The organism is Bradyrhizobium liaoningense, assembly GCF_018130955.1.
Lineage (GTDB): Bacteria > Pseudomonadota > Alphaproteobacteria > Rhizobiales > Xanthobacteraceae > Bradyrhizobium > Bradyrhizobium liaoningense_C.
The window spans coordinates 1-12,276 of record NZ_JAFCJM010000016.1; the positions used below are offsets into that span (position 1 = coordinate 1).

Below are 12,276 nucleotides of genomic sequence, written 5' to 3' on the forward strand. Positions count from 1 at the left end.
CTCTCCAGCAGATCAATCTGCTCAGAGAATCATATCCGCTCGACACTCGATATGGGAAAGAGTCACAGCCTCGTAGGATGGGTTGAGCCCTTGCGAAACCCATCATAATCGCCGAGGCGATCGGCGATGGGTTTGGCTTCGCTTTACCCATCCTGCGAGCTAATTGCCGTTATCCGCCGCAAGGCGCAGAAATTGCCGCTTCATCGCGTTGACCCTCGCGACATAGCTTGCGACGAGGTGATCGCCGCAGCGCTCGCCGGCCATCATCTGAAAGTGACGGCGCGCGTAGGCTGTGGCGGGACCCGCGCCGCAGAGATGGATGAAGGCGGCCAGATCCTGCTTCTGCTGCGCGCTTGCCTTCACATCGCCCGCACGGCCGAGAACATCGGCCACATTGTTGTCCAGATACACCGATGCCAGCTCGATCGCGTGGCTCGGAATCGCGCGGATATAGAGACTGGTGAACCCGCAGCCGGTATCCGTGACCGCGTTATCACGGACACAGAACCGTGCGGCCTCGGCGTAGGCTGCGTCTAGCATCTGGTAGAGGCCGACGGCGCTGGAGGCGGGCCGGTAGATCGCGAGGGGATTGAGGCTCAATCGCCAGCGCCAGTAGGTGCGCGCGACCGGATTGCCTGAACTCTCGACCTGCGCCAGCGCGGCCAGCAATTCGGGCGTGATCGTAGCGGTGGAATGCTTGCGGAACAGCGGCCCGTATTGCCGCCAGTTCTCTGATGGATCCTTGTCGAGGGCGTTGCCGACAAGGACAAACAGCTCAGTCGGCTTGCGGATCATTTGATAGACGATGTTCAGAAGCGCGACGCCCGCAACCAGGATCGCCACGCCGCCCGCGATCCGAGCCATCCGCGGTGCTCGTGCGAACCTCTTCCGCGCCCACCGCGCGCCCCGCCGCAAGCTGCGAAGGCGACGGAGGAGGCGACTGCTTTTTCTTGGCATGGGTCTTGTGGGCGTCCATCACGCCAATTGCTGCGCTCCACCGCTGAGGCGACATGTCAGTCGGCAGGGTTCCCACGTGCTGTGCGGGACCCGTCGGTTAACACATTGGTCATTCGTTTGCGGTCATTTTCGTAGCCTCATTCAACAAAGAGGCACCATGACTGACATCACCATTCCCGGCGGAAAAATTCGTTCGTTCGTCGAGCGAATCGAGAACCTGGATACTGAATTGCAGGAGTTGAACGAGCAGAAGAAGGAGGTCTTCTCGGAAGCGAAGGCCGAGGGTTTCGATGTGAAGATCCTCAAGGAGATCATCAAGTTGAGGAAGCAGGACCAGGACGAGCGCGACGAGCGCGAAACCCTGCTTGATCTCTATATGCGCGCGATGGACACGGCGCAGACCGAGAGTGTCGCAAAGGCGGCGTGATACAAATCATCAAATCAAGTGACGAGAGTCGCTTGAGTTGGCGAGCCGGTCCGCGCTTCGCGCGGCCCGGTTGCACCTGCAAGCGACATCGCGAGGAAGCAGAATTTTAAGATTCGCTGCGGGCCGATTTGCGCGATTCCGATTCGTTCCTTGAGAACGAAGCGGAGTCAGATGCAGAACGAATGTCTCTGCAAAGGCATGTGAGTGAGCTTACGGTGCTCGCACGGCGTAGAGTCTTTGGTAGATCATCCGCTCGGGGAGCCGATCCAGCAGCCGGTAGCCAAGCGGCAGCTTGAGGAGGATGCCGACGATCCGAGATGAAAGCGGATGCCAATAGACCGACAGATTATAGAATCTGATGACCGTGAATCCGAGCGTCTTGAATTCGAGCATCAATCGCCTGTGGCTGAAGTATCTCTGATAATCGATGATGGGACCCGAAAGCCAAAGCAACTTGCCGGAGTGTTCCCTGGCAACCTTCGCCAGAAATGCTCCCTGCTCCTCATGGGACAAATAGTGGATACATTCGAGGGCTGCGATCACGTCGTAACCCCCAAACGACGTGTCCAGGAGGTCCGCGGCCTCGAACCTGGCATTTCCCAGATTCAACGACTTCGCGCGGGCAATCGCGACATCGCTGATATCGACGGCAGTCACCGATCGCGCCCTGTGAAAAATCACCTGGGTGAGGTGGCCTTCGCCGCAGCCAAGCTCAAGAACCGTTTTCTTGCGAATGGATCGCGTCAGGCGCCGGCGCAGCACCTTGTCCCTGAATGTCGCGCGCGCGTAGCCCCACGGATCAGGCGTTGCATAGTAGCGATTGAAATCTTCGGCCGTGCGCATGGCGAGGCGGCTAGAGGCTGGCGCCTGAGGCCATCAGCATTGCGCCGACGGCCATGAGAAGAACTCCTGGCCAATTCGATTTGAAGCCAAGGAAGCGCAGACTCCGCCGCGGCGGTTCCAGCGTACCGCGAACGTCCCGAGCGGAATCCTGACCGCTAAGCGGTCCTCGCCAAATCGTGGCGCGCGCCATGTACAGGAGTCCGCCGATGATGAGCAGCGCGCCAAGGCCCATCAGGACCATTTTCGCCTCTCAACTCGTCAGTGCCACCCATAACGGACGTAGCCTATTTCAAAACCTTGAATGGTGATTGGTTCCACACACCGCCGCCATCGCTGGGTATCGGCTTCCGCCTTCGCTCGCTGAGCTTCGGCGAGACAAGTCCGCCTTCGCTCTCCGAGCCATGGCGGACAAGTCGCTCTGCCCATCATACCGGCTCACCAATCCGGATCGCCGTAATAAGGGTCGACCATGTATGGCGGGGGCGTCCAGGGTCCGCGCGGCGGCCTGGGCCGCCGAGGTGTGGCCGCGGGAATGTGCCGACGCGCAGCCATATCGGTCTCCTTCATCACGCTCTGCCCGGCGGGTTTCGCGGATAAGGTCGTAAGCTGCGTTTGCAGCGCCTGGACCTGCGCGGCGAGGCGCGCATTGTCATGAGCACCTTTCTCCTGCGCGGTCTTGAGTTGTTGAATGGCGTCGGCCTGCTCGCGAAGCGTTTGCTCGTTGCGGCTCTTCTGTTGCTCGAGCTTTTCGTTGATGCTCGCAAGTGCCTCGGTGATGGTCTTGAGCGATTGCGTCAGCTCGGCGGATGCCTGGTTGGGCGATGTAGCGCCGGCCGGCGGAGCGCTTTCCGCCTCCTTGTGGGCCGGCGGTGCGGGCAGGGGCGTCTGCTCATCCGCAGCAGCCAGCAGGACCGTCGGCGGCCCTGCCGGACTGCGAACCTCTGATACCTCCGGGGGCGGGTTCGCGACCGGCGGGGCCCATCGGGCCATGATCGCCTTGGCCTCATCGCGGTATTGCGAGGCGAACGCAGCACCAAGGACGCCTATCGCCAGCAACAGGCCAACGAAGGCTCGCAGCATGGGCCGGTCCCCTTTCAGGCCTTGATGGCGAGCCTTGCTCTCCGGCGCTGGCGCCTGGGGAGCGTCGCCTCGTTCCGCACCAGCTCTTACCTGCCGGACCGGTGGGCTGTCGCTGCCGCGCTCCAATCCGGAGACCACTCGATCCAGCCGTGCAAGTTCCTCATTGGCGCTCTTGATCCGTTCATAGGCCTGCGCCAGCTCGACATCCGAGCGCTGTCTGCCTTGCGGATCGTCCGGCTTGGGGGCGTCCGGTTTGGGGGCGTCCGGTTTGGGGTCGTGCGTCTCAGGCACCGATGCGCTCTCCATCCAGTCTTGCGTCAACGGAATGAGTGCGGCAGTCCGCGGATGTGGAAAGAATAGGTCCCGCCGCCGTCGCGATCAAGACAACGCAAGCTGTTCTATCTCGAGCGTTCGGCCGCCGCAGTCAGCACTGGATAGCGGGCGTAGAACGTGTCGACGCGGTCCCGCCACATCGCCACGAACGCGGCCGAGGTGAGACCATCGACCGACTTCCATTCGCGTTTGACCGCCGGCAGCGTGTTGCCCCAGATGGCTCGCTTGCACCATCGCTCGCCCTTCTCCGAGCCCTCCTGGGTTGCGCACATGGACTTCCAGGCAATCCGCTGCGGATGGCTGATGTGTTCGGCGGCTCCTTGCCAGCCCTGCTGGTGGATCAGGTAGAGATCGGAAAGGGTCGGCTTCTTCTGCGTTAATATTTCGAAGAGCGCAGCCTCGGTGAGGAACTTGTAGGCGGCACCCATCGCGTTGTCGCGCGGATTGAGGATATCGCCCGATCCGAATTTGCCGAACTCGTACTTGCTCAGCTGGAACAGGCCGATATAGGAGCCGGTGCGTTGCTTCGGATTGAAATCGGATTCGATCTTGGCGACTGCCTTCATGAAATTGGCGTCGATACCGAACGCTTCGGCCGCGCGTTCGATCTCCTGGACCGGCGTTCCGAGCGGAACGTCGCTCAACGCCGACAAGGCGATCTTCGCGGGCTTCTCCGGCGGCGGAATTTCCGAATAGACGTAGTACTTGAGATACGATTGTTTGCCTTCGCCTGGATTGGGCGACGGAGCCGGCGCACGGTCCTGCGGTTGCGCCGCCTCGTTTTCTGGCGGCGCAGTCTCCAGGCTGGCGACCTGCAACCCTGGCCCTTGCGAACCGGTTACATCGGACGGCGGCACCGAGTCCCGCGCCGCGGCGCTGAATCCCGCCGCAACTTTCGCATTCGCCGATAATCCCGTATCGAATTTCGCCGCGATGACCGGGGTCGGATACGCCGCGCTGGCATTTGTCAGCGCCGTCGTCACATTCAGCGCGATGCCGCTGAATGCATCGGCAACTCTCGCATTCGGCGTTGCCATGCTCGGGCGCAATACCGCGATCGGATGAATCGCGCCAAGCGACGCCGCGGTCAGCGCGGCGGCAATATAGCTTGCCTGCCAAATCTTCAATGTGGCCAGCCGCGCGGCCGCGGTCCCCCCGTTCATGGCCCCGACTAGGCACGCAGATTAAGGAGGCGAGGGGATGACAATGGGGCGCATCTGCGGCGCAGATGCGGCCAGTCTCGGCCGCGTCGCCAAGGTCGCCTTAATTGGAAGCCCGCAGGATGGGGTTGAGCTCGCGAAACCCATATCGTCGTGGGTCGCAATTGATGGGTTTCGCTTCCGCCTTCGCTCGTCGAGTTACGGCGGGTGTAGTCGGCTAATCCACCCTACGGGCTGTTCGCCGTCTCCGTCCAGCGCCTCGGCGTCGCGCGCGCCGCGGTAGAGCCGTAGGATGGGTGGAGCGCAGCGATAGCCATCGCCTTGGTGCGTCACGATTGATGGGTATCGCTGCGCTCCACCCATCCTACAACATCGCGCCGCTGCGCGTGTCAGCCCTGCAGACGCATGGGTTGAGCGCGCGGCGGCGTCGACGTACCTCCAGACCATGGACCAACGCACGCGCGGCACCGACGCGCTCACTCAAAAGCCCGACGCGACACCGGCGCTGCTCGGCATCGTCTGCGGCCTCGCGGCGGCGCTGTTCTGGGCGCTCGGCTTTGCCGCTACGCGGCACGGGCTGAAGGCCGGCTTCACGCCGGTCGATCTTTTGGTGCATCGCTACGTCTGGTCCGGCATCGCGTTCGTGCCGCTGGTGCTGCGCGCAGGCATCGGGGATCTCTGCGGCATCGGGTGGGGACGGGGCCTCGTGCTGATGGTGCTCGGCGGCCCCGTGATGTCGCTGATCTCCTATACCGGCTTCCTGTTCGTGCCGCTCGGCCATGGCAGCGTCATCCAGCCCTCGTCGGCCACGCTCGGCGGCCTCCTGCTCGCGGCCGTCGTGCTGAAGGAGAAGATCACGGCCTCGCGGCTGGCGGGCGCCATCGTCATCGTCGGCGGCCTCTGCGTGATCGGCGCAGAGTCGATCGGCCATATCGGTGCCGACGGCGTGCAGGGCGATTTGATCTTCGTGCTGACCGGCTTCATGTTCGCGAGCTTCGGCATGCTGTTGCGCCGCTGGCGCGTCTCGGCCTATTCCGCCGCCATCGTCATCAACGTGCTGTCGCTCGCCCTGCTACCGATCTACCTCCTCACCGGCGGCCTCGCGCGCGTCGCGGCACTTGGGCTCACCGAGAACGCGCTCCAGGCGCTGGCGCAAGGCATCCTGGCCGGCCCGGCCGCGCTCTATCTGTTCGCCGTCTCCGTCCAGCGCCTCGGCGTCGCGCGCGCCGCGGTGTTTCCGGCCTGCGTGCCAGCCCTGACGCTGCTCGTCGCCTGGCTCTTGCTCGGCGAGCATCCGACGTCACTGCAGATGGCGGGACTGGCGACGGTGCTGTGCGGGTTCTGGCTGGCGCAGAGGCAGGGGTAGGGCGCCGGCCAACGGATCTTTGCTCGAACACTTAGACGCAGTAGAACCTCGCCGGGCGGCTTCGCGCGGGCTGGCGTGGAGCGGGGATCGGGGCCATCGAAGGAATCGCAGTGGACACGCGCAAACTTGCCGACCGGGCTGCCTTGCAGTGACGAAACGATTCCTGACGGGAGCGTTGCCGTTTTACGCGCTGGCTGGACTGGCCATGTGCGTGTACCTGCTGCTCTACAAGACAAACATCCTGGACATGAACGCGATCGTGCTCGAGGCGGCCGCCTCGTCATGGTTTCCGGTTTTCATATTCGTGTGTGTGCTGCTGGAGTCGGTCTTCCCGTACTTCGGCTATTTTCCAGGAACCGCTCTGATCCTGATGTCCGTTGCGCTGAATCCCAAGCCCGCGGATGCCTTCGTCTTCATCCTGGCATGGCTGGCCATCATCGTGGGCGCCGTCCTCAGCTATGGACAGGCCCGGTTCTTCAGGCCGTTCCTGAAGCGGATAGCCTCGAGAGCCGCGATCAGCAAATGCGAATCCCTGCTCGACGCTTACGGGCCTTATGCGCGGATCGCCGTGTTCGTTCACCCCAACGCCGGCGCGATGTACTTCACGGCGCTCGGACTTCTCGACCGCAACCTGACCGGTGAATTCGTCCATCTCTGCCTGGGGGCCGCGGTCTCGGTCGGCATCCTGTTCGTCGTGGTGACGAGGCTGTTGTCGTCGGTCGGCTCCACCGATGACGGCGAATTGCAACTGTTGCTCGCGGCAGCGCTCGTCGCGATCGGGACCCTCGTCGGTCTCTACGCGGCCTTGCGCCGCGGCAGGACGGCATAGGCTTCGCCCGATATTACTCAACGATCTATCCGAATTGAGTGCACTGTCACCGTAATCTCCGGCCCTGACACAGCTCGTCGCCTGGCTGCTGCTTGGCGAGCATCCGACGTCACTGCAGATGGCGGGACTGGCGATGTTGCGGTGCGAGTTTTGGCTAGCACAGAAGTAAGGGTAGGGGCGAGCAGGAGCGACGTCCGGTTCATTTATACGACCAGCTTGCCGGACATCGCTGCCGCATTTTTGAGGGCACCACTATGCAACCAAGGCGAGATATGATTTTAATGTGCTATCCGGAGGAGGCGACGGTTGCCGGCTAACTGCGGATTACGCCTTCGGCTGGTCCGCCCTATGCTTGCTTGAGCCTGTAGTCATTTAGCCGGGGCATCTGGTTGAATGATCGGAGTCGCTTCACGCTGTTTTTGCAAATCGCTCGAGTAAAGGATCTCACGCAGTAGATAGCCGGGTGTTACGGCGGCTATTCCGACGTTTTGAGCGTACGTTGGTAGGACTGCATTAGGAGTTTGCAGGAGACCGCCAACCCGCGGCTCGTTGAAGTTGCCGCGCATAACGCCAGCGAGGGTGATTTCATCGCTTCCAACAACGATTGCGCCCGGGACACGATCGATCCCTTGCGAGAAAAACACCGGCGAACCACTGTTCCCACCGAACGACATGGTTTCAAGGAGGGAAAGTTCGACCATCTCCAGTGGCTTCCCTTGCTCCTGCCAGCGGACTCGATCATCTGTCAGCATCGCTACTCGTCCGAAACGAAATATCGGAACATTTCGCTTCTCGCCGTAGTGCGGCACGAACAAGCCGCTGAAGAAAACATCCGAACCGGGTTGTATCGTGCCAGCCCTGAACTGATCCTTCGTTTTGATCATGGAAGTAGGTATCGCTAGGAAATCGAAATTCTGGTCGGGTAGTGCGGGAATGACAGCTATATCTACGGTGGGATCGGGATGAATAAATACGTTCTGCTGCGGCCGGGAATCATTAAGATCGAGCACGATGAAGCCAGAACCCTCTGCTTTGTGATTTACGCGTAAGAACACGCGCTTGAAGAAGTGGCCGTTCGCGTCCTTCAGGACATGTTTTGCGGTAACCACATATCCCCAACCGCCTGGTCCCCCATCGTTCTCTACCAAGACAAAGAAGCCGGTTCCGACTGCCACCGGGGCACCGTTTTCCACGAGCGGATTGCCCGCCAGATCTGCAAGAAAGATAAAGGCTACTGTCTTCGGAATATCCTTCGGCGGTGGCGATGCCATGACAGGTCCCGTGAATAGGAGCCAGAGCGCGGCTGAAAGAATTTTGAGCATCTTTGGTCCGGTGCTGCCAGTTCGATAGGATGCTGCTCGTCTTGGTTGTAGTCGATCGGATAGAAAAATAAAGGGCGGCCCTTCGGCCGCCCTTCGTGGATGCCCGGGTCAAGCCCGGCCATGACGTTCTTGTTGCGACGCGCTACCGCCTCACGAACACCCCGTCGTGCTTCCGCACGTATCGCACTTCATGCACGTGCCATTCCGCACCAGCGTGAAATTTCCACACTCCGAGCACATCTCGCCTTCGTAGCCTTTGGCTTTCGCTTCCGCGCGGCGTTCGGCTTTGGTGGGGACGATCGTCTGGGCGGCGGTGCCGGCCTTGCTCCACTGGATTGCCTCGAGCTTCTCGGTGGGCGAGAGGTCGTGGCTGGCTTCCTGCTTCAGTGCGACGGCGCCTTCGACCGCGTCACCGGCGCGGGCCGAGGTGCCGTGGGAGGCCAGCGCGGTGACCTTGTTGCCGCCGTCCGTGCTCGCCGGCATCGTGCCGCCGCGCATCACGACGAGGTTGTCGGTGCGGGAGCGGGTGAGGCCGCGCGACACCAGTTTTGTCGCGTGGTGGCCGCGGTCCTCGTCCGGCTCCTTGCCTTCCTCGACGCCCTTGCCGAGCGCGTCAAAGCCGGTCTCGTTGGGATCGACATGGGCGAGGTCGAAGCGGGACAGATACGACACCGCGAGCTCGCGGAAGACGTAGTCGAGGATCGAGGTCGCGTACTTGATCGAGTCGTTGCCCTGCACGGGGCCCGCCGGCTCGAAGCGGGTGAAGGTGAAGGCGTCGACATATTCGTCGAGCGGCACGCCATATTGCAGGCCGAGCGACACGGCGATCGCGAAGTTGTTGATGAAGGAGCGGAGTGCTGCGCCTTCCTTGTGCATGTCGATGAAGATCTCGCCGAGACGGCCATCGTCATACTCGCCGGTGCGGAGATAGACTTTATGTCCGCCGACGACCGCCTTCTGCGTGTAGCCCTTGCGTCGATCCGGCATCTTCTCGCGCTCGCGCATCACGATGATGCGCTCGACGAGCTTTTCGACGACCTTTTCGGAGATCTGCGTCGCACGCGCGGCCATCGGCTTCTCGTAGAGCGCCTCGACCGCATCGTCCTCGTCCTCATCGTCGCTGATGAGCTGCGAGTTGAGCGGCTGGGAGAGCTTCGAGCCGTCGCGGTAGAGCGCGTTGGCCTTGAGCGCGAGCTTCCACGACAGCATGTAGGCGGACTTGCAGTCCTCTACCGTGGCGTCGTTCGGCATGTTGATGGTCTTGGAGATCGCGCCCGAGATGAAGGGCTGCGCCGCCGCCATCATGCGGATGTGGCTCTCGACCGACAGATAGCGCTTGCCGATCTTGCCGCAGGGATTGGCGCAGTCGAACACCGCGTAATGTTCGGCCTTGAGGTGGGGAGCTCCCTCGACCGTCATCGCGCCGCAGATGTGGACGTTGGCTGCCTCGATCTCGCGCTTGGTGAAGCCCACGGCCTGGAGCAGGTCGAAGCCGGGGGCCGCAATGGCCTCGGCACCAATGCCGAGCTGGTCGCGGATAAAATCCTCGCCAAAGGTCCACTTGTTGAAGGCGAACTTGATGTCGAAGGCGGTCGGCAGGGCCTTTTCGACCTTGGCGATCGCTTCATCGGTAAAGCCCTTGGCCTTCAGCGTCGAGGCGTTGATGCCGGGGGCGTTGGAGAGCGAGCCGTGGCCGACGGCGTAGGCCTCGATCTCCGCAATCTCGCTCTCGCGATAGCCGAGCGCACGAAGTGCGGCGGGCACGGCGCGGTTGATGATCTTGAAGTAGCCGCCGCCGGCGAGCTTCTTGAATTTTACCAGCGCGAAGTCCGGTTCAATACCCGTCGTGTCGCAATCCATGACCAGGCCGATCGTGCCGGTCGGCGCGATCACCGTGGTCTGCGCGTTGCGATAGCCGTGCTTCTCGCCGAGCTCGAGCGCCGCATCCCAGGCCGAGGTCGCGTGTGCGATCAGGTCGGCTTGCGGGCACGAAGCGTGGTCGAGCGGCACCGGGTTGACGCTGAGCGCCTCGTAGCCGGAGGCCTGGCCGTGCGCGGCGCGGCGGTGGTTGCGGATCACGCGCAGCATGTGCGCGGCGTTCTTCTTGTAGCCGGGGAAGGTGCCGAGTTCGCCCGCCATCTCCGCCGACGTCTTGTAGGTGACGCCGGTCATGATTGCGGTCAGCGCGCCACAGAGCGCACGGCCTTCCTTGGAGTCATAGGACAGGCCCATGGTCATCAAGAGGCCGCCGATATTGGCGTAGCCGAGGCCAAGCGTGCGGAACTCGTAGGAGAGTTCGGCGATCGCGCGCGAGGGGAACTGCGCCATCATGACCGAAATTTCCAGCACGATGGTCCAGAGCTGGCAGAGATGCTCGTAGCCCGCGACGTCGAACTGCTTCGTGGTCGTGTTGTAGAACGTCAGCAGATTGGCGGAGGCGAGGTTGCACGCCGTGTCGTCCAGGAACATGTATTCCGAGCACGGATTGGACGCGCGGATGTCGCCGGACGCCTTGCAGGTGTGCCAGTCGTTCATGGTGGTGTTGAAGTGCAGGCCGGGATCGGCCGAGGCCCAGGCGGCGTAGCCGATTTTTTCCCAGAGGTCGCGCGCCTTCAGGGTCTTCGTCACCTTCTTGGAGGTGCGGGCGTTCAGATTCCAGTCGCCATCGGTTTCGACCGCACGCAGGAAGTCGTCCTTCAGCGAGACCGAGTTGTTGGAGTTCTGGCCGGAGACGGTGAGGTAGGCTTCGGAATCCCAGTCGGTGTCGTAGACGTCGAACTGGATGTCCTTGTAGCCCTGCTTGGCGAACTGGATGACCCGCTTGATGTAGTTGTCGGGCACGAGGTTGCGGCGCGCGAGCTTGATCTCACGGCGCAGGGCAGGGTTCTTCTCCGGATCAAAACAGTCGTCGCCCGACCCTTCGCAGTTCACGCAGGCCTTGTGCACGGCCTTGAGGTGCTTCTGGTTGATTTTTGAGCCGGTGACGAGAGCGGCGACCTTCTGCTCCTCCTTCACCTTCCAGTCGATATAGGTCTCGATGTCGGGGTGATCGACGTCGACCACGACCATCTTGGCCGCGCGGCGCGTGGTGCCGCCCGACTTGATCGCGCCCGCGGCGCGGTCGCCGATTTTCAGGAAGCTCATCAGGCCGGAGGAGCGGCCGCCGCCGGAGAGCTTTTCGCCTTCGCCGCGCAGGCGCGAGAAATTCGAGCCGGTGCCGGAGCCGTATTTGAACAGGCGCGCCTCGCGCACCCAGAGGTCCATGATGCCGCCCTCGTTGACGAGGTCGTCACCGACGCCCTGGATGAAGCAGGCATGCGGCTGCGGATGCTCGTAGGCCGACTTGGACTTGGTCAGCTTGCCGGTGAAGGGGTCGACGTAATAATGGCCCTGGCCGGGGCCGTCGATGCCATAGGCCCAGTGCAGGCCGGTGTTGAACCATTGCGGCGAGTTCGGCGCGACCATCTGCATAGCGAGCATGTAGCGGAGCTCGTCGTAGAAGGTCTGCGCGTCTTCGTCAGAGGTGAAGTAGCCGCCCTTCCAGCCCCAATAGGTCCAGCAGCCGGCGAGGCGGTCGAACACCTGCTTGGCCGAGAGCTCGCTGACGAAGCGCTCTTTCTCGGGCAGGGAGGCAAGTGCGTCGGTGTCAGGCACGGAGCGCCACAGGAAGGAGGGGACGGATTCCTCCTCGACCTTCTTCAGGCGCGCGGCAACGCCGGCTTTGCGGAAGTATTTTTGGGCAAGCACGTCCGAGGCGACCTGCGACCACTCGGTCGGCACCTCGACATTCTCGAGTTTGAACACCACCGAGCCGTCGGGATTCCTGATCTCCGACGTGGTCAGCCGGAAATCGATCCCGGCGTAGGGTGACTGTCCCGAAGTGGTGTGGCGCCGCTGAATCTGCATAGTTGCCCCGTCCTTTTATTTGGCCGGCTCCGCCTCCGTTCAGGCGTGCCGGA

Annotated in this window: 9 protein-coding genes; 3 read left to right on the forward strand and 6 right to left on the reverse strand. The window is 62.4% G+C overall.

The window, feature by feature from the left end; genetic code table 11:
• Positions 1-159: 159 nt before the first annotated feature.
• On the reverse strand, positions 160-957 hold the full coding sequence (locus JQ632_RS15730) for a transglycosylase SLT domain-containing protein (protein ID WP_212403492.1): 798 nt from the start codon (positions 955-957) through the stop codon (positions 160-162).
• Between the two features lie 157 nt (positions 958-1,114).
• Between JQ632_RS15730 and JQ632_RS15735 the strand changes: the two genes are divergently transcribed.
• Entirely contained in the window at positions 1,115-1,384 is a 270-nt protein-coding gene (locus tag JQ632_RS15735; protein ID WP_212403493.1) for a DUF2312 domain-containing protein, read from the forward strand.
• A 210-nt stretch (positions 1,385-1,594) separates the two neighbouring features.
• On the opposite strand, the gene JQ632_RS15740 is transcribed toward JQ632_RS15735, so the two are convergent.
• From JQ632_RS15740 to JQ632_RS15750, 3 genes are all read right to left on the reverse strand, one after another.
• Complete coding sequence (locus JQ632_RS15740) at positions 1,595-2,227, reverse strand: trans-aconitate 2-methyltransferase (protein ID WP_212403494.1); 633 nt, start codon at positions 2,225-2,227, stop codon at positions 1,595-1,597.
• A 435-nt stretch (positions 2,228-2,662) separates the two neighbouring features.
• The gene (locus tag JQ632_RS15745; RefSeq protein ID WP_312015612.1) at positions 2,663-3,598 is read right to left on the reverse strand and encodes a hypothetical protein; all 936 of its coding nucleotides are present in this window, start codon (positions 3,596-3,598) and stop codon (positions 2,663-2,665) included.
• Between the two features lie 107 nt (positions 3,599-3,705).
• On the reverse strand, positions 3,706-4,803 hold the full coding sequence (locus tag JQ632_RS15750; RefSeq protein ID WP_249152070.1) for a transglycosylase SLT domain-containing protein: 1,098 nt from the start codon (positions 4,801-4,803) through the stop codon (positions 3,706-3,708).
• A 442-nt stretch (positions 4,804-5,245) separates the two neighbouring features.
• Between JQ632_RS15750 and JQ632_RS15755 the strand changes: the two genes are divergently transcribed.
• Both JQ632_RS15755 and JQ632_RS15760 read left to right on the forward strand, forming a co-directional pair.
• Entirely contained in the window at positions 5,246-6,166 is a 921-nt protein-coding gene (locus JQ632_RS15755; protein ID WP_212403496.1) for a DMT family transporter, read from the forward strand.
• A 205-nt stretch (positions 6,167-6,371) separates the two neighbouring features.
• The gene (locus tag JQ632_RS15760; RefSeq protein WP_212403619.1) at positions 6,372-6,995 is read left to right on the forward strand and encodes a hypothetical protein; all 624 of its coding nucleotides are present in this window, start codon (positions 6,372-6,374) and stop codon (positions 6,993-6,995) included.
• A 368-nt stretch (positions 6,996-7,363) separates the two neighbouring features.
• Here JQ632_RS15760 and JQ632_RS15765 read toward each other — a convergent pair whose 3' ends face one another.
• Together JQ632_RS15765 and JQ632_RS15770 are read right to left on the reverse strand one after the other, a co-directional pair.
• Complete coding sequence (locus JQ632_RS15765; RefSeq protein WP_212403497.1) at positions 7,364-8,317, reverse strand: serine protease; 954 nt, start codon at positions 8,315-8,317, stop codon at positions 7,364-7,366.
• Positions 8,318-8,467: 150 nt separating this feature from the next.
• Positions 8,468-12,223 (reverse strand): vitamin B12-dependent ribonucleotide reductase, encoded by a 3,756-nt coding sequence (locus JQ632_RS15770; protein WP_212403498.1) that lies wholly within the window; start codon positions 12,221-12,223, stop codon positions 8,468-8,470.
• Positions 12,224-12,276 lie beyond the last annotated feature (53 nt).

What these genes read in the sequence shown, in the direction of transcription:
- JQ632_RS15760 (WP_212403619.1), top strand. Translation starts at nt 6,372, where the DNA reads ATGTGCGTGTACCTGCTGCTCTACAAGACAAACATCCTGGACATGAAC.
- JQ632_RS15730 (WP_212403492.1), bottom strand. Translation starts at nt 957, where the DNA reads ATGCCAAGAAAAAGCAGTCGCCTCCTCCGTCGCCTTCGCAGCTTGCGG.
- JQ632_RS15765 (WP_212403497.1), bottom strand. Translation starts at nt 8,317, where the DNA reads ATGCTCAAAATTCTTTCAGCCGCGCTCTGGCTCCTATTCACGGGACCT.
- JQ632_RS15740 (WP_212403494.1), bottom strand. Translation starts at nt 2,227, where the DNA reads ATGCGCACGGCCGAAGATTTCAATCGCTACTATGCAACGCCTGATCCG.
- JQ632_RS15735 (WP_212403493.1), top strand. Translation starts at nt 1,115, where the DNA reads ATGACTGACATCACCATTCCCGGCGGAAAAATTCGTTCGTTCGTCGAG.
- JQ632_RS15770 (WP_212403498.1), bottom strand. Translation starts at nt 12,223, where the DNA reads ATGCAGATTCAGCGGCGCCACACCACTTCGGGACAGTCACCCTACGCC.
- JQ632_RS15755 (WP_212403496.1), top strand. Translation starts at nt 5,246, where the DNA reads ATGGACCAACGCACGCGCGGCACCGACGCGCTCACTCAAAAGCCCGAC.
- JQ632_RS15750 (WP_249152070.1), bottom strand. Translation starts at nt 4,803, where the DNA reads ATGAACGGGGGGACCGCGGCCGCGCGGCTGGCCACATTGAAGATTTGG.